Annotated in this window: 16 protein-coding genes; 4 read left to right on the top strand and 12 right to left on the bottom strand. The window is 69.5% G+C overall.

Going from position 1 to position 15,692, the window contains the following annotated elements:
- Window positions 1-35: 35 nt before the first annotated feature.
- Window positions 36-416, top strand: a complete 381-nt coding sequence (locus ABS78_RS06115) for a VOC family protein (RefSeq protein ID WP_293376335.1) — start codon at window positions 36-38, stop codon at window positions 414-416.
- On the opposite strand, the gene ABS78_RS06110 is transcribed toward ABS78_RS06115, so the two are convergent.
- The 3 genes from ABS78_RS06110 to ABS78_RS06100 form a co-directional block, all read right to left on the bottom strand.
- Complete coding sequence (locus ABS78_RS06110) at window positions 413-1,054, bottom strand: glutathione S-transferase family protein (protein WP_293376096.1); 642 nt, start codon at window positions 1,052-1,054, stop codon at window positions 413-415. The genes ABS78_RS06115 and ABS78_RS06110 overlap by 4 nt on opposite strands.
- Window positions 1,055-1,134: 80 nt before the next feature.
- Window positions 1,135-1,914 carry an alpha/beta fold hydrolase gene (locus ABS78_RS06105; protein WP_293376094.1) on the bottom strand — a complete coding sequence of 260 codons (780 nt, stop codon included), beginning with the start codon at window positions 1,912-1,914 and terminating at the stop codon, window positions 1,135-1,137.
- Window positions 1,915-1,976: 62 nt separating this feature from the next.
- Window positions 1,977-3,782, bottom strand: a complete 1,806-nt coding sequence (locus ABS78_RS06100) for a DUF885 family protein (protein ID WP_363082756.1) — start codon at window positions 3,780-3,782, stop codon at window positions 1,977-1,979.
- Between the two features lie 167 nt (window positions 3,783-3,949).
- Here ABS78_RS06100 and ABS78_RS06095 point away from each other — a divergent pair, with 167 nt between their 5' ends.
- Both ABS78_RS06095 and ABS78_RS06090 read left to right on the top strand, forming a co-directional pair.
- On the top strand, window positions 3,950-5,254 hold the full coding sequence (locus ABS78_RS06095; protein WP_293376092.1) for a M20/M25/M40 family metallo-hydrolase: 1,305 nt from the start codon (window positions 3,950-3,952) through the stop codon (window positions 5,252-5,254).
- Between the two features lie 4 nt (window positions 5,255-5,258).
- Window positions 5,259-6,485 carry a TIGR03862 family flavoprotein gene (locus tag ABS78_RS06090; RefSeq protein WP_293376090.1) on the top strand — a complete coding sequence of 409 codons (1,227 nt, stop codon included), beginning with the start codon at window positions 5,259-5,261 and terminating at the stop codon, window positions 6,483-6,485.
- Here ABS78_RS06090 and ABS78_RS06085 read toward each other — a convergent pair.
- The 9 genes from ABS78_RS06085 to fliQ form a co-directional block, all read right to left on the bottom strand.
- Window positions 6,439-7,299, bottom strand: coding sequence for a TauD/TfdA family dioxygenase (locus ABS78_RS06085; RefSeq protein WP_293376088.1), 861 nt, complete (start codon window positions 7,297-7,299; stop codon window positions 6,439-6,441). The genes ABS78_RS06090 and ABS78_RS06085 overlap by 47 nt on opposite strands.
- 114 nt (window positions 7,300-7,413) lie before the next feature.
- Entirely contained in the window at window positions 7,414-8,151 is a 738-nt protein-coding gene (locus ABS78_RS06080) for a dienelactone hydrolase family protein (RefSeq protein ID WP_293376086.1), read from the bottom strand.
- 4 nt (window positions 8,152-8,155) lie between these two features.
- A complete protein-coding gene (locus ABS78_RS06075) occupies window positions 8,156-8,968 on the bottom strand; it encodes an SDR family NAD(P)-dependent oxidoreductase (RefSeq protein WP_293376084.1) in 813 nt (270 codons plus the stop codon).
- An 87-nt stretch (window positions 8,969-9,055) separates the two neighbouring features.
- On the bottom strand, window positions 9,056-9,301 hold the full coding sequence (locus tag ABS78_RS06070; RefSeq protein WP_293376082.1) for a hypothetical protein: 246 nt from the start codon (window positions 9,299-9,301) through the stop codon (window positions 9,056-9,058).
- An 11-nt stretch (window positions 9,302-9,312) separates the two neighbouring features.
- Window positions 9,313-10,395 (bottom strand): tetratricopeptide repeat-containing glycosyltransferase family protein, encoded by a 1,083-nt coding sequence (locus ABS78_RS06065; RefSeq protein ID WP_293376080.1) that lies wholly within the window; start codon window positions 10,393-10,395, stop codon window positions 9,313-9,315.
- 95 nt (window positions 10,396-10,490) lie between these two features.
- Window positions 10,491-12,587, bottom strand: coding sequence for a cell cycle histidine kinase CckA (cckA, locus tag ABS78_RS06060; RefSeq protein ID WP_293376078.1), 2,097 nt, complete (start codon window positions 12,585-12,587; stop codon window positions 10,491-10,493).
- 56 nt (window positions 12,588-12,643) lie between these two features.
- On the bottom strand, window positions 12,644-13,738 hold the full coding sequence (gene flhB / locus ABS78_RS06055; RefSeq protein WP_293376076.1) for a flagellar biosynthesis protein FlhB: 1,095 nt from the start codon (window positions 13,736-13,738) through the stop codon (window positions 12,644-12,646).
- Window positions 13,735-14,496, bottom strand: coding sequence for a flagellar biosynthetic protein FliR (gene fliR, locus ABS78_RS06050; protein ID WP_293376074.1), 762 nt, complete (start codon window positions 14,494-14,496; stop codon window positions 13,735-13,737). The genes flhB and fliR overlap by 4 nt, the downstream gene beginning before the upstream one ends.
- Window positions 14,497-14,511: 15 nt before the next feature.
- Window positions 14,512-14,775 carry a flagellar biosynthesis protein FliQ gene (fliQ, locus tag ABS78_RS06045; protein ID WP_293376072.1) on the bottom strand — a complete coding sequence of 88 codons (264 nt, stop codon included), beginning with the start codon at window positions 14,773-14,775 and terminating at the stop codon, window positions 14,512-14,514.
- A gap of 161 nt (window positions 14,776-14,936) precedes the next feature.
- Here fliQ and ABS78_RS06040 point away from each other — a divergent pair, with 161 nt between their 5' ends.
- Entirely contained in the window at window positions 14,937-15,593 is a 657-nt protein-coding gene (locus ABS78_RS06040; RefSeq protein WP_293376070.1) for a hypothetical protein, read from the top strand.
- The last annotated feature ends 99 nt before the right edge of the window (window positions 15,594-15,692 follow it).

The raw sequence follows: 15,692 nt of genomic DNA, 5'->3' as shown, positions 1-15,692 counted from the left end.
TCCCACCCACAGGCGAGAGGCGCTAACTCGTGCGGATGCAGCGCCTCTCCCTCACCGCCCTTCTGGTCCGCGACTACGACGAGGCTATCGGATTCTATGTCGGCAAAGCCGGGTTCGACCTCGCGGAAGACGCCGACCTGGGTGGCGGCAAGCGCTGGGTCGTGGTTCGACCACCCGGCTCCGACGCCGGCCTTCTGCTGGCCCGCGCCATGGGCGAGCAGGCGGACATGGTGGGCCGCCAGGGCGGTGGGCGGGTGTTCCTGTTCCTTCAGACGGACGACTTCGACCGCGACCAGGGGAGGATGGTCGCGGCCGGCGTCAGGTTCCTGGAGGCTCCGCGCCACGAGGCCTATGGGACCGTGGCGGTGTTCGAGGACCTCTATGGGAACAAGTGGGATCTGATTGAGCCGGCCTAAGCCGGCTGCGCCTGGGCCGCCGCGATGAGTCCGTCGTCGATCTCGCTCGCGCGCTTCTCGGCCGGGCGGGCCATCAGGCGGGCGACATAGGCCTCGTAGACGGGGCGCTTCTCGATCGTGCCGAAGTCCATGCCCCACGACAGGTGAGCGCCGATGTAGAGGTCGGCCGCGGTGAAGCTGTCGCCGACCAGGTACTCCCGGCCCTCCAGCGCGCCTTCCAGGGTGTTCAGCACGTCGGCCATGCTGCCGAAACCGACCATCGCCCGTCGCTCTTCCGGGACATCGATCTGCAGCGCCCCGAACGCGACCGCCTGTTCGATCGGGCCTGCGCCGAAGAACAGCCAGCGATAGTAGGGGCCACGCAGCCTGCTGCCATGAGGCGGCGCCAGCTTCGTCTCGGGGAAGACATCGGCCAGATAGGCGCAGATGGCGGCGCACTCGGTGACGACGGTGTCGCCGTGGACGATCGCCGGCACCTTGCCCATGGGATTGACCGCCAGATACTCGGGCGACTTGTTCGCATTCGTGGCCCAGTCCAGCACCACCGTGCGGTAGGGCCGCCCCACCTCCTCCAGCATCCAGCGGATGATGCGGCCCCGCGACATGGGGTTGGTGTAGAAGACGATCTCGTCGGACATGGGTGGCTCCTTCTCCTGCCCCCAGTAGACGCGCAGCCTGCTGACAGGGGCATGTCAGCAGTGTGGCGCACTGCGGTCGTTCAGCGGCCGAGACCGCCCAGGAAATCCAGGATCGCAGCGTTGAAGGCTTCGGGCCGGTCGATGTTGACCGCATGGCCGGCCCCGTCGATGACCGCCATCTTCGCGCCGGGGATCTTCGAGGCCATGTAGTCGCTCGCCGCCAGGAACGGGGCGTCCTCGGCTCCGACCACGACCAGCGACGGCGCCCGGATGTGCGGCAGGGAGGTGATCACGCCCGCGTCGCGCTGGGTCAGCATCCCCCGGGCGGCCAGGGCGAGGCCCTGGGCGCTGCGGTGCCGAGCCTGCCGGCGTTCAGGGCTGCCGCTCGCCAGGACGCCGAGGCCCTCGGTCTCGTAGCGTTCGGCGGTCTTCAGCGAAGTGCGGTTCCACCCCGCACGCGCCTCGTCGTTCTTGTAGCCGGGGCCGGTGTCGATGATGAGCAAGGCCTTCACACGCGCTGGATGGACGCGGTGGAAGGCCAGCGACATGTAGCCGCCCAGCGACAGTCCGCCGACGATCGCCGTTTCCGCGCCGACGTGATCCAGGAGCGCCGCCATGTCGGCCACGGTCGCCGGCTCGGAATAGAGCGCCGGATCGTCCGGGCTGTCGGACCGGCCGTGCCCGCGCATGTCCCAGATCACCAGGCGATGGGCCTTCGACAGCGGTTCGACCTGGCCTCGCCACATGTGCGACGTGGCCGAATAGCCGTGGGTGAGGAGAAGGGTCGGCGCAGCCTCGCTCTCGGGGCCGTGGACCTCGAAGTAGAGTTCCACCCCGTCGTCCCGCTTGAGCGTCGCCATGCCGTCCTCCCGTCGATCCTTTTCGGCATGGGACGCCGTTTGGCCAGAGCTGTCGAGGCGGCTCAGGCCCTGCTGGCCTGGATGTAGAGATCGACCACCGCCTCCAGCGCCGTCAGCGGCATCGAGCCCGAGAGCAGGATCGCGTCGTGGAACCTGCGCGGATCGTATCGCGGCCCCAGCGCCGCCTTCGCCTTCTCGCGCAGGCGCAGGATGACGACCTTGCCCACCATGTAGCTGCACGCCTGGCCCGGCCAGACCGAGTAGCGCTCGATCTCCTGGGCGGCCAGCGGCTCGGGATCGCCCTCGATCGCGCGCATCTCGGCGATGGCCTTCTCGCGGCTCCAGCGCAGATGGTGGAGGCCCGAGTCCGTGACCAGGCGCGCGGAGCGAAGCAGAGCGTCGTGGATGTAGCCCACCTCGGCCAGCGGATCGCCCTTGTAGAGCCCCATCTCCTGGACGACTTGTTCGGCGTAGAGCGCCCAGCCCTCGGCGTAGGCGCCGAAGCCCATCACCCGGCGGATCATCGGCAGGTCGGCCTCGAGCTGGAGCGCGATCTGCATGTGATGGCCGGGGTTGGCCTCGTGGTAGGTGGTGGTGGGCAGGAACCACCATGGGCTTTCGGCCGTGTCGCGCAGGTTCAGCCAATAGATCCCCGGCCGGCTCCCATCCAGACTGGGCGCCTCGTAGTGGGTGGACGAGCCGCCCTCGGTGGCCGGCGGGATGCGACGGATCTCGACGCCGGCCTTGGGCAGGGTCCCGAACTGTTCGGGCAGGCGCGCCTGCATCGCCTCCACCAGCTTCGTCAGGTCGGCCAGGATGCGGGCCTTGCCGTCGTCGGTGTTGGGATAGACGCCTCTCTGGCTGTCGTAGAGTGCGATGTAGCGCTCGCCCACCTTGCCCTTGGTGAAGCCCAGCTCCCTGAACAGCACCTCGGCCCGCGCCGAGAGTTCGCGCGTCACCTCCCAGCCCAGCTTGTGGACCGCGTCGGGGGAGATGTCGGTGGTGGTCTGGCGACGAAGGGCATGGTCGTAGTAGGCGGCCCCGTCGGGCAACCGCCAGCAGCCCGCATCGTGTGAAGACTTCGGCTTCAGGTCCTCCATCAGCGCCATCTGGCGATCCAGGGCGGGGACGATCTCGCCGTCGTAGATCTTCGTCGCGGCGGCGGCCCAGTCGCCGTCGATTCCCTTGGCCTTCGCGCGGGTGGCGATCGACGTGACCAGGGTGGCCCGATCGGCGGGCGTCCTCAGCACCTGCATGCCGCGGAGAGCGCCCGCCAGGGCGAAGTCGGGCGGAACCACGCCCAGGCCCGCGTCGCGGCGGACGCGTTCGGCCTCGGCGTCCATCATCGCGGCGAACGCCTGCATACGGGCGAGGTAGGCTTCGCAGTCGGCGCGGGTGTCGATGGTGTGCTGGGTGTCGAGGAAGTCCGGGACCTCCTGCCAGGCCCCTCCGATCTGGCTCAGCACATAGGGACCGCCGGCGCCGGGCGCGCCGTACTGGAAGCGCCGGTTGGCGGCGTCCGAGGTCTCCAACTCGAAGGCCAGGGTGTCGTAATTGACCGCCGCCATGCCCGTCAGGCCCGAACGGTCGATGGCCTTCAGGCGGCGGAGCTGGTCGGCCGTGCGGGCCGCGGCCTTGGCGACACCCGCAAGGGATGCGTCGTGCAGCCGGGACTTGGCGGCGGCGTACTCGCCCTTGTCGAGCCCAAGGGAGGTGACCAGTTCGGGACTGTCCTCCAGGGTCTCCTTGAACATCTGGTCGAGAAAGCCTGCGAGTTGGGCCTCCGCCGGCGTAACCGCCGCGGCGCGACTGCCGGCGAGAGCCGCGGCGGCGGCGGCGGCGAGCATGAGCTGGCGACGGTTGTGCACCCGGCGTCTCCTGTGGCGATCACATGCGCAGGTTTGAAGCCCTGGGCCGGGCGCCGCAAGCGCACGCAGCGGGTTGGCCCATGAAATCGGCGTCATGCCGCCCGACCCTGGAGCCGCGGCGACGGATCGGCTCTTATGGCCCTCCTCTCCGCAAGGATTCCCGTCCGATGCTCGCCGCCACACGGCCGATCGCCGCCGTCGTCGTCTCGATCGCCACCCTGACCTGCACGCCGGTCCTGGCCGAGGGCCTGAGCCCGGGCGAAGCCGACCGCGCCGTGAAGGCCGTGCGGTCGACCGCGGGGTTCGAGGCGGCGGTGGCGCACCTCGACCGCGACCACGACCGGATCGTCGCCGAGATCGTCACCCTGACAGAGATCCCGGCGCCGCCGTTCAAGGAGGAGGCGCGCGCCCGAGCCTACATGGCCATGCTGAGCGAAGCCGGCCTCGCGGACGTGGAGATGGACGCCGAGGGTAACGTCATGGGCCTACGCCGGGGGACCGATCCCGCCGGCGGCCCGGTGGTGGTGATCGCCGCACATCTCGACACGGTCTTTCCCGAGGACACTAACGTGAAGGTCCGGCGCGAGGGAACGAAGCTCCATGCCCCGGGAGTCGGCGACGACACCCGGTCTCTGGCCGTCCTGCTGGGCTATGTCCGAGCGCTGGACGCCGCGGGCGTGCGCACCCGGCGCGATATCCTGTTCGTCGGCAACGTCGGCGAGGAAGGTCCGGGCGACCTGCGCGGCGTCCGCCACCTCTTCACCCAGGGCCGCTACAAGGACCGCATCGCCGCCTTCTTCTCGATGGACGGGACCTCGGCGGCGCGCATCACCTCGGGCGCGGTGGGGTCGCGGCGCTACCGCGTGACCTTCAAGGGACCGGGGGGCCACAGCTACGGGGCCTACGGCCTGGTCAATCCCATGGCCGCCATGGGGACGACGGTGGTCGAGATGAACCGCATCAAGACGCCGCTCCAGCCCCGCACCACCTACGCCACCAGCGTGGTCGGCGGCGGCGTGAGCGTGAACTCGATCCCCGACGCCATCTGGCTCGAGGTGGATATGCGCTCGGAGAGCCGCGACGAGCTGGCCCGGCTGGACGCCCGGTTTCTGGAGATCGTGAACGCGGCTGTCGTGCAGGAGAACGCCGCCCGTTCCACCGCCGCCGGCGCGGTGAGCGCCGAGGTCAAGCTGATCGGCGACCGGCCCACCGGCGCCACCCGCGACGATGCGCCCATCGTCCAGATCACCGCCGCCGCCGTCCGCGCGGCCGGGTACGCCCCGATCCTCGGCTCCGGCTCGACGGACTCCAACATGCCGATCAGCCTCGGGATCCCCGCCGTGACCATCGGCTCGGGCGGGACCGGCGGCCGGGCGCACGCCCTGGACGAATGGATCGACGTGGCGAAGCCCGAGAGCCTGAAGGGCATGGCGGTGGGGCTCGCCGCTCTGCTGGCGATGGCGGAACGCTAGGATCATGCCCGAGATCGCCGTGATCGGCGGCGGCCCGGCGGGGCTGTTCGCGGCGGAACACCTGGCCAGGGCCGGACTGAACGTCACGGTCTACGAGCGGATGCCCTCGGTCGGGCGCAAGCTGCTGATGGCCGGGCGCGGCGGGCTGAACCTGACCCATTCGGAGGATTTCGAGGCCTTCGCAGCGCGTTACGGAGAAGCGGCGCGTTGGCTCCGGCCGCACCTGGAGGCGTTTCCGCCCGAGGCGCTCAGGGCCTGGGCCGAAGGGCTGGGACAGCCGACCTTCACCGGATCGTCGGGCCGGGTGTTCCCCACGGCGCTGAAGGCGTCGCCGCTCCTGCGGGCGTGGCTCGCACGGCTCGCCGACCTGGGCGTGACGATCCGCACCCGCTGGCGGTGGACGGGCTGGGACGGCGAGGCGCTGCGTTTCGAGACTCCGGAGGGGGGCGTCACGGTCCGAGCCGACGCGGTGATCCTGGCGCTGGGCGGCGCAAGCTGGCCCCGCCTGGGCTCGGACGGCGCCTGGGCGGGCTGGACGTCGCATGTGGCGCCGTTCCGGCCGGCCAACATGGGGTTCGACGTGGCCTGGAGCCCCGTCATGCAGGGCTTCGCCGGCCAGCCGCTCAAGGGGATCGCGCTGACGTTCGAAGGCCGCGCCGTCCGGGGCGAGGCGATGGTCACGCGCTACGGCCTGGAGGGCGGCGTGCTCTACGCGCTCTCGGCGCCGCTCCGAGACGCCATCGTGGCGCGCGCTTCGGCCACGGTGAGCTTCGACCTGCGCCCCGACATGGGAGCCGACGACGTGGCCCGGCGGCTTGACCGGCCGCGCAGCGGCCAGTCGCTGTCGAACCACCTCCGCAAGACGCTGAAGCTCTCGCCGTTGGAGACCAACCTGCTGCGCGAAGCCCACGGCAAGGATCTGCCAGCAGAACCCGCGGCGCTGGCGGCGACGATCAAGGCCGCGCCGCTGCGCCTGACCGGCGTCCAGGGCTTGGCGCGCGCCATCTCCAGCGCCGGAGGCCTGCGGCTGGAGGCGCTGGACGAGACCCTGATGCTGAAGGACCGGCCGGACGTCTTCGCCGCCGGGGAGATGCTGGACTGGGAGGCCCCGACCGGCGGCTACCTGCTCCAGACGACCTTCGCGACCGGGCTGGCGGCGGCGAAGGGCGCGCTGGCCCGTCTGGCTACTCCGCCGCCACCGCCTGCGCCGCCGGCCACGGATCGACCGTGACGCGGCGCATGTGGCGGCGCTGGCCGGGATAGTCGTTGAGGGCGAAGTGCCAGACCGAGCGGTTGTCCCAGAAGGCCACCGCCCCCTTCGTCCACGAGAACCGGCAGGTGAAGGCCTCGTAGCGGCAGTGGTTGAAGAGATAGTCCAGCAGCGCCTTGGATTCGCTGGTCTTCCAGCCGTCGATCCGCAGGGTGAAGGCCGGGTTCACGTACAGCGCCTTGCGGCCCGTCTCGGGATGGACCAGCACCATCGGGTGGACGTACTCGCCCACATAGCCGTCGGCCTCGGCCACCTGCATCGCGCCGCGCTTCTGCGCCGAATGGCCCTGGGCCGAGTATTCGCGGCTCGCGGAGTGGACGGCGCTCAGGCCCTCCAGCGTGGCCTTCAGGCCCGGCGACAGGGCGTCGTAGGCGGCCGCCTGGCTGGCGAACAGGGTGTCGCCGCCCCACTCGGGCAGATCGACCGCGTGGAGGATCGAGCCGATGGCCGGGGTCTTCAGGAAGCTCATGTCCGAGTGCCAGCCGCCACCGAAGTTGATGCGGTCGGAGGGCTCCTTGATGATCTCCATGACCTCGGGATGGCCCTCCATCCCCTGGACGTAGGGATGGATGTTCAGCGGGCCGAACCGGCGGCCGAACGCCGTCTGCCGGGCCGGCGTCAGATCCTGGTCGCGGAAGAAGACCACCTGGTGCTCGACCAGCGCGCCCCGGATCGCCGCGATGGTCTCGTCGGGCAGGTCCCGGGAGAGATCGACCCCTGAGATCTCCGCGCCCAGCGCGCCGGCCACGCGGCGGATCGAAAGGCTCTGCGACATCGGACGGCTCCTCGGCGGGCGGCGTGGTGGTCTCAAGACAATAGGGAGACGCCGCCAGATGGACAATTCCACGGCCCGCTTGGACGCCGACGCCCACTCGATCCGCGCCGGAGCCTATCCCAGGTTCCTGCGGAACAGCGCGAACAGACGTTCCCAGTGCCGTTCAGCGGCCGGCTTGTCGTAGACCGCGCGCTGGGGGAAGGCGAAGCCGTGGTGGACACCGGGATAGATCTCGACCTCGGCGTTGGCGCCCGCCGACTTCAAGGAGACGTCCAACGCCTCCACCATCTCGAGCGGCGCGTAGGCGTCGTGCTCGGCGCAGGCGAAGTACAGCTCGGCCGGGGTCTTCTGCGCGGCGAGGTGCGGACTGTCGGGCCGGTCCGTGACCAGTTGCACGCCGTACAGCGAGGCGCCGCACGCGATCCGCTCGGGATGCCGGGCGGCGGCGTTGATGGCGTACTGGCCGCTCATGCAGTACCCGATGGCGCCGGCCGGCCCCGGACTGGCGGCCGGGTCGCGGTCGGCGAAGTCCAGCAGGGCGTCGGCGTCGTCCATCACCATCGGGATGCTGATCGAGCCCATCAGGTCGAACATCCGCGCCCGCGCCTCGGCCTCGGGCAGTGGCGGCAGATCGGCCAGCTCCATCACGCCGCGGCGGTAATAGAGGTTGGGCAGCATCACATAGTGGCCGGCGGCGGCGATCCGGCGGGCCATGTCGCGCAGTTCCTCGCGGATCGCCGGGGCGTCCATGAAGAACAGCACGATCGGGTGCGGCCCATCGCGCTCGGGGTGGACGATGAAGGTGGTGGTCTTCCCGTCCTTCGTGGGGATGTCGACGGTCTGTTCGATCATGGATCTACACCAGGGCGCCCGGCGCGATCCCCAGCTCCTTCAAGAACGGCTCGGCGTAGTCGATGCGGCCGGTCATGGTCTTCGGATCGCCGCTGGCCAGGCGATAGACCGCCTCGGCGATGTACTCGATCGGCTGCACGCGATCCTTGGTCTGCTCGTTGATGAGGCCGTGGACGGCCACCCCGGGGGTGTCCACAAGACCCGGCGAGACGACGTTGACCGCCACGTTGTCGTCGTAGACCTCGGACGCCAGGCCGGTGGTGAAGCGCTCCAGCGCAGCCTTGCACATGCCGTAGACGGCGCCGCCGCCGCGGCGGTTGTAGGGTTGCTGCGGATGGATGCCCGCGCCGGACGAGATGTTGACGATCCAGCCCTGCTTGCGCTCGCGCATCGAGGGCAGGACCAGTTGCGAGAGATGGAACGGCGCCCAGACCTGGACCTCCATCATCAGGTCGAAGCGCTTCTTCGGGAACTGCTCCACCGGGATGAAGAACGTCACCGCGGCATCGTTCACGAGAATGTCGACCGGGCCGTAGGCGGCCACGGCTTCGGCCACCAGACGCTCGCGCTCGGCCTCGCTGGAAAGGTCGGCCTTGATCGCCGTCGCCTCGCCGCCGGCGTCGCGGATGCGGGCGACCGTGCCCGCGAGCGTTCCCGGAAGCTTGCTCTCGCCATCCTCGGCGGTCCGGGCCGAGACCACGACACGGGCCCCCTCCATGGCGAGACGTACGGCGATGGCTTCGCCGATCCCGCGGCTCGCGCCCGTCACCAGGGCCGTGCGCCCCTTCAGTGGGCCATTCGGACTCACCGTCGCCATCGTTGTCCTCCCTGACAGGCTGTCGGCCATGACGCCGTTTCTGATTGACCGACACCGTCGCGCGGGATGCTCCGCAGCGCAACGTCCCTAGCGGGGATCGCCCTCGCGGAGCGTCAGGCGGCCCACGGTCAGGTCGTCCACCTCGAGCCTGCCGATCCGCACGCGCTTCACGTCCAGGCGGCCGATCACCAGGGCGCCGATGGCCAGCGCCCCGACGGCGAGCGCGCCGGCGGCCAAGGCCGTCAGGATCACGCCGCCCGTCGCGGTCGCACCAACGGCGGTGGCCCCGATCGCCTGAGCCCTGGTCTTCCGCGGCGGAGCAGGCGCGATCATGGCGTTCTCCTTCAGCGGCGGGCGTCGAGCGCCCGACGCACTTCGCCCACGACGCTCGACCAGTCGCCCGGCGCGGGCTGGCGGAACAGGCGCATCGAAGCATACCAGGGACTGTCGTCGCGGTCGCGCATCCAGCGCCAGTCGGGATGGAACGGCAGCAGCAGGAAGCAGGGCTTGCCCATCGCCCCGGCCAGGTGAGCGACCGCCGTGTCGACCGAGATCACCACGTCGAGGTTCGCGACGATCCGGCGGGTGTCCTCGAAATCGGCGGCGCCTGTCGCCGAGGGCGCCAGGCTGCGGACACCGGGCCAGGCCAGCATCTCGGCAGCGACGTCCGCCGGCAGAGAGCGCCGCGCGTCGTTGACGTGACCCGGATTGCCCGCGGCGACGAGACCGATGCCCCCGCCCCCGCCCCCGCCCCCGCCCGGCAGATAGGACTCGCCCGACAGCGTGTGGGCCGTCACGCCCAGGCGCCAGGGGAGCGAAGCGGCCAGCACCCAGGCGTCGTGCCGCGGGATCGACACAGCCCCGTCCGCCAGCAGCGTTTCGTCGGCGAGCGGTTGCAACAGGCGCGCCAGCGGCGGGCGGCTGCCCAGGGTGACCCGGACACCGCGCTTCCGCAGGTCGGCCACGAAGCGCGCAAACATGATGTGGTCGCCCAACCCCTGCTCCGGCAGAACCAGGAGCGAGCCCACCTCCTCGCCCGCCCATTCGGGAAAGCTGAGCTGCGGCTTGCGGGCGCCGGTCGGGATGCGGTGCTCGTACAGGGGCCAGCCCTCGGCAAAATCGCCGTTGCGGAGAAGGAGATAGGCCAGCCGGCGGCCGAAATCCGGATCGTCCGGCCGCGTGGCCAGGACGTCGCGATAGAGCGCCTCGGCCTCGGCGTACTTGCCCTGCTCCTCCAGCGCGAGCCCAAGGTTCAGGACCACGGGCGCCTGCGGCGGCGGCGCGCCGGCCATCAGGGCGCGGTAGATGGTCTCGGCCTGCGCGAACCGTCCCTGGGCGGCGGCGTCGAACGCCAGCTGGTAGGCCTGGGCGAAGGTGACGCGCTGCGGCGCAGGGGATTGGGGCTCGGGCGGAGTCGGATGGGACATGCGCCGTGATCCATGTGCCTGTCCGGCCGTCGTGACAAGAACGCCCTTCTTATGCGGACCACACGCGCGAGACGCCTGGCCTGGCAAACCCGGCGTCAAGCCGCCTTCTGAAGCTCCTGCTTCACCCGCTCGGCAAGGGTCTTGATGTCGATGGGCTTCGGTAGGAACGAGACGTTGCGTTCACCCTCCAGCAGATCCGAGAACTCGCTCTCGGCGTAGCCCGAGATGAACATCACCGGCGCCGAACCCAGGTAGCCGCGGGCCTGCTTGAGCAGTTCCGGCCCCTGCATTCCGGGCATCACCACGTCCGAGATCATCAGGTCGATCTCACCGGCGTGAGCCTCGGCGATCTCCAGGGCCTCCTCTCCGCTGGCCGCCTCGATCACCTCGTAGCCGCGGGCGCGAAGCAGCTTGGCGGCCACGCCGCGGACGGCGTCCTCGTCCTCGACGAACAGGATGCGGCCGGCGCCCGAAAGATCCCGCGCCGCGGGGCGTTTCGGCGCCGCGGGCGCAGCGACCTCGGCCTCGAGCACCGGCGCCTCCGCCGCCACGTGCACCGGCAGGAAGATCCGGAACGCCGCTCCCTCCCCGGGCCGGGAGTCGACCGCGATCCACCCGTCCGACTGCTTCACGATGCCATAGACCGTGGCCAGCCCAAGCCCGGTCCCCTCGCCCACCGCCTTGGTGGTGAAGAAGGGCTCGAAGATCTTCTCCTTCACGTCGGACGGAATACCGGGACCGTCGTCGCTCACCTCGATCATCGCGTGGTCGCCCAGCGCGCCCGGATACCCGAGCCCGCGGGCCTCGTCCTGGCTGACCCGCGCGGTCCGGATGCGGATCACGCCGCCCCCGTTCGGCCCACCGGCATGGCTGCGGATCGCGTCGCGGGCGTTGACGACGAGGTTCATCACCGCCGTATCGAGCTGGCTGCGGTCGGCGCGCACGTGGGGAAGGTTGCGACCGTAGTCGGTGACCAGCCGGATGTCCTCGTGCAGCAGGCGCCGCAGCAGCACCTCGGACTCCGAGATCATCTCGCCGACGTCCAGGATCTCGCGCTGAACCGTCTGCTTGCGCGAGAAGGCGAGCAACTTGCGCACCAGGTCGGCGGCGCGCATCGACGTCTGCTTGATCTCGTTGAGCCCCTCGTACGAAGGGTCTCCGACGGGGTGACGCGTCGACAGCACGTCGAGCTGCATCAGAATCGCGGTCAGCAGGTTGTTGAAGTCGTGGGCCACGCCGCCGGCGAGTTGCCCGATGGCCTGCATCTTCTGGCTCTGCGAAAGCTGAAGCTCCACCTGCTTCTGCTCCGAGACGTCCACCAGATACGCGACCCAGCGCCCGCCGCTCTGCGAAAGGTAGAGGTGGGCGATGCGGGCAGGGTCGTGGGCGAGGCGCACCTCCATCGGAGCGTGGCTGTCGCGATCCGCGGACGAGAGACGCATGGCGGCGTCCACGCGGCTGGCCGGTTCGATCAGAGCGCCGAAGATCTGTCCGGCCTCGCCGCCCGTGGCCAGGGCCCCCAACGCCGGGTTGGCCTCGATGATGCGCGCGGCGAAGGGATCCTCGCCCTCCAGCAGCGCCGCGCCGAACGGCGAGGCGGCGGCGAAGGCGTCGAGCACCTTGGGCGGCGGGGCCTTGGCCGAGGCCACCGCGTTCAGCACCTCCATCGCCGACGACGGCAGGGCCAGAGGGCCGCTCCGGCCCGCCAACCGGATCAGAAACCGACGCGGTCCCAGGCGCGACACCAAGGCCTCGCGTTCGACGCCGCCCACCTTGACCGGCGCCCGACCAAGGTCCCCGCGGCGCGCTGCAGCCAGGGCGCCGAACAGCCCCGAAGCGGCGGCGCCGCTCTTCGGCAGCCGCGGATGCGGGCCCATCGCCTCACGCCACGCCGGGTTGCTCGCGACGACGCGCCCGTCGGGCGCGGCCACCGCCGATGGTTCGTCGAGCGCTGAAAGGAACGCCTCGGCCCCCGCCTCTTCCTCGACGGGCTCCTCGGGCGCGCCGCGCAGCACGAGGAGGCCGATGCAGCAGACGCCGGCCAGGCCGACAAGCAGCAGCACGCCGGCCAACCGCTCGGCGCCCGCGCCCAGGGCCGGCGCCAGGGCCAGGGCGACGGCGACAAGAAAGAACACGACCGCCAGCGCGATCAGGGGATCGCTCTTACGGGTCCTGGCGGAGGGGTCGGCCATGACGGGGGCGGACTCCGGCGAATCGATGGTCAGCATTGTGTCACAAGCCCAACGGCTTAGAGAGGCCGCGCAACCGGGCGGCGACGCCGGTTCTGGGCGGCGTTCAGGATGAACCCGATGATCTTGGCGATGGCCTCGTAGTGCGCCGGGGGGATCATGTCGTCGATCTCCACGGCGGCGTACAGGGCGCGGGCCAGAGGCGGATCCTCGATCACCGGCACGCCAGCCTCTTCGGCCACTGCGCGGATCTTGAGCGCGAGCGAATCCAGGCCCTTGGCCACGCACACCGGCGCCGCGTCCTCGCCCTGCTCGTAGCGCAGCGCCACCGCGTAGTGGGTCGGGTTCATGATCACCAGGGTGGCCTCAGGGACCGCCTGCATCATCCGCCGGCGCGAGCGCTCGTTGCGAAGCTGCTTCTGACGGGCTTTGACGTGCGGATCGCCTTCCGAGTTCTTGTAGTCCTGCTTGACCTCTTCCTTGGTCATCCGCTGGCGGACGAAGAAACGCTGTCGCTGCCAGAGATAGTCGGCGCCCGCCACGGCCAGGGTCAGGCCCGCCACGGCGAAGACCAGCCGCTTCAGCACGTCCAGCATGAAGGGCAGCATCGCCGCCGGATCGAGGGCCGAGAGCGTTGGGAAGACGGGAAGGAACGGCTTCAGGATCCACCAAACCAGCCAGCCGATGACGACGACCTTCACCGTCGACTTCACGAACTGCATCAGGCCTTCCGGGCCGAACAGGCGCTCGAAGCCCTTGCGAGGCGAGACCTTCTTGAAGTCGGGCTTGACCTTGTCGGGGACGAAGCGGACGCCCGACTGGAAGATGTTGGCCGCCGCGCCCGCGATCATGCAGGCGCCCAGGACCGCGGCGAGGATCGGCGCGGCCGCGATCACGGCGTAGCGCATGACGTCCAGGCTTCCGCCCCCCTCCAGCGTCATGGTCTCCGGCGCGGCCACGAACGGCTTGAGCTGGACGGCGAGGTTCCGGGACAGCCAGCCGCCCGCCATCAGAACCACGGCCGAAGCCGCCGCCAGCGTGGCGGCCTGGGCCAGGTCCATGGTCTTGGGGACGTCGCCCTTTTCCTTGGCCTTCTCCAGTTTCTGGGGGGTGGCCTCTTCTGTTTTTGATTCCTTTTCGGGCGCTTCGCTCATGGCGGGGCGAAACTCCCGACGAGGTCACGGTAGCGCTCGACCCAGATCATGCCGATCACCCCCAGGCTGAGGGCGAAGATCGACAGGCCCAACAGCACGATCAGGGGGGTCGCGGCGAAGAAGACCTGGAACTGCGGCATGACCCGCCCCACCAGCCCCACCGCGATGTTGAAGATGAGCGAGAAGACGATCACCGGCGCCGCGAGCTGAACGCCGAGCGCGAACGACCGGCCCAGCGTCTGGATCGCCAGGGCGCCGGCGTCCGCCACCGGAACGGCGCCCCCGAAGGGAAACAGGTCGAAGCTGCGCACGATGGCGGCCACGAACAGGTGGTCCAGGTTCGTGGTGAAGATCAGCACGATGCCGATGAGGCCCAGGAATGTGCCCACCGTGGTGGACGGCTGAGCCTGCATCGGGTTGGCCGTCTGGGAAAAGGACAGCGTCGTCTGCAGCGACACGATCTCGCCGGCCGTCGCCAGCGAAGTCATGAACAGCCGCAGGATCGCGCCGATCATCAGGCCGATCATCACCTCGCGGATGACGGCGAACGCCAGGTCGCCCGCATTGCCCGGCAGCGGAGGCGCCCCCACGGCCACGACGGGAAACAGCATCAGGCTGAGAGCCAGCGCGAACGACAGCCGGATACGCGGCGGGATGAAGGTCTCGCCCAGGCCCGGCAGCAGCATGACGACAGCGCCCAGTCGCGCGAAGACCAGGCCGGCGGCGAAGACCTGCTGGGCTGTGGCGTAGGACTCCATGTCCCGGCCGCCCGCCTACATGCCCGCGATGCGGGCCGCGATGTTGCGCATGAACCCGCTCATCAGCGCGCCCATGAGCGGCATGAAGATGAGCAGCGAGACGAAGATGGCCACGATCTTCGGCGCATAGACGAGGGTCTGTTCCTGGATCTGCGTCAGCGCCTGGAGCAAACCGATGCCCACGCCCACCACCAGGCCCACCAGCAGCACCGGCGCGCAGAGCTGGATGGTCAGCCAGATGGCGTCGCGACCGACGTCCAGAACCTCGGCGCCGCTCATCGAAAACCTCGTCGGAAATCAGGAACCGCCGGCCCATCGGCCGACGGCTCAATCTGGCGCGTCATGGTTAACGAAAGGCTAGAGTCGTTCCGGTCTTCCCGTGGCGGCTGACCGAGCCGCGCGATCTGGGACATCAAGCCCAGTTGGATTAGCGTTGACGGATGCCAGACGTCTTTTTCGCCGACCAATGGACCCGCGCACATGCCGAGCTTGGCATACCGTCAGACGCGAAGGTCCTTAGCGACTTGCTCGCTCTGTGGGGCGGCGATGGACGTCATTACCACTCGTTGGCGCATCTCAAGTACGGCCTCGTGGCTCTCGACCGGTACGGTGAAGGCGTCGGCTTAGTTCGGCTGGCGTGGTTCTTCCACGATGCGATCTACGTGATCGGGCGTGGCGACAATGAGCAACTCAGCGCTGACTGGTTCACGGCATACGCTCGCCGCCAGAACCTCAAGACAGAATTGGTCGACCGGGGCGAACGTCTGATCCTGATGACGAAGGACCATCAGGGTGCTGTGTCCGACGATCCGCTCTGGCCGATCATGAATGACGTTGACCTCGCCGTGTTCGCCACGCCGCCAGATGTCTACGAGGTCTACGCCGCGAATGTCTGGCGAGAGTATGAGGCCATCGCCACACGCCAGCAGTTCGTCCTTGGTCGTGCGGCCTTCATGAGCGCGTTCAAGTCACGGCCCGTTTTTCAAACCGAGGCGATGAGGAACTGCGAGCAAGCTGCGCACCGCAACATCGACGCGGAAGTGGCTCGTCTTATGGATGAAGCAAGGCAAGCTGGTTGGCTTCCGGAAGGCTGCTAAGCGTCCGACGCTGCGTAAAAACGCGAAGCCAGCGTGGTTTCGCGTTTTTACACAGCCTCGGTCGATTGGAGCCATTGCGGCTCCTCCCGAACACTCCCA

Source organism: Phenylobacterium sp. SCN 70-31 (assembly GCF_001724605.1).
Classification (GTDB): domain Bacteria; phylum Pseudomonadota; class Alphaproteobacteria; order Caulobacterales; family Caulobacteraceae; genus Phenylobacterium.
Note: the sequence above shows the minus strand (reverse complement) of the source record. Positions and strands in the feature narration are given on the sequence as shown.

Coding starts and splice junctions, on each gene's coding strand:
- ABS78_RS06115 (WP_293376335.1), top strand. CDS start 36: ATGCAGCGCCTCTCCCTCACCGCCCTTCTGGTCCGCGACTACGACGAG.
- fliQ (WP_293376072.1), bottom strand. CDS start 14,775: ATGAGCGGCGCCGAGGTTCTGGACGTCGGTCGCGACGCCATCTGGCTG.
- ABS78_RS06095 (WP_293376092.1), top strand. CDS start 3,950: ATGCTCGCCGCCACACGGCCGATCGCCGCCGTCGTCGTCTCGATCGCC.
- fliR (WP_293376074.1), bottom strand. CDS start 14,496: ATGGAGTCCTACGCCACAGCCCAGCAGGTCTTCGCCGCCGGCCTGGTC.
- ABS78_RS06065 (WP_293376080.1), bottom strand. CDS start 10,395: ATGTCCCATCCGACTCCGCCCGAGCCCCAATCCCCTGCGCCGCAGCGC.
- ABS78_RS06090 (WP_293376090.1), top strand. CDS start 5,259: ATGCCCGAGATCGCCGTGATCGGCGGCGGCCCGGCGGGGCTGTTCGCG.
- ABS78_RS06075 (WP_293376084.1), bottom strand. CDS start 8,968: ATGGCGACGGTGAGTCCGAATGGCCCACTGAAGGGGCGCACGGCCCTG.
- ABS78_RS06040 (WP_293376070.1), top strand. CDS start 14,937: ATGCCAGACGTCTTTTTCGCCGACCAATGGACCCGCGCACATGCCGAG.
- ABS78_RS06085 (WP_293376088.1), bottom strand. CDS start 7,299: ATGTCGCAGAGCCTTTCGATCCGCCGCGTGGCCGGCGCGCTGGGCGCG.
- ABS78_RS06080 (WP_293376086.1), bottom strand. CDS start 8,151: ATGATCGAACAGACCGTCGACATCCCCACGAAGGACGGGAAGACCACC.
- ABS78_RS06105 (WP_293376094.1), bottom strand. CDS start 1,914: ATGGCGACGCTCAAGCGGGACGACGGGGTGGAACTCTACTTCGAGGTC.
- cckA (WP_293376078.1), bottom strand. CDS start 12,587: ATGGCCGACCCCTCCGCCAGGACCCGTAAGAGCGATCCCCTGATCGCG.
- ABS78_RS06110 (WP_293376096.1), bottom strand. CDS start 1,054: ATGTCCGACGAGATCGTCTTCTACACCAACCCCATGTCGCGGGGCCGC.
- flhB (WP_293376076.1), bottom strand. CDS start 13,738: ATGAGCGAAGCGCCCGAAAAGGAATCAAAAACAGAAGAGGCCACCCCC.
- ABS78_RS06070 (WP_293376082.1), bottom strand. CDS start 9,301: ATGATCGCGCCTGCTCCGCCGCGGAAGACCAGGGCTCAGGCGATCGGG.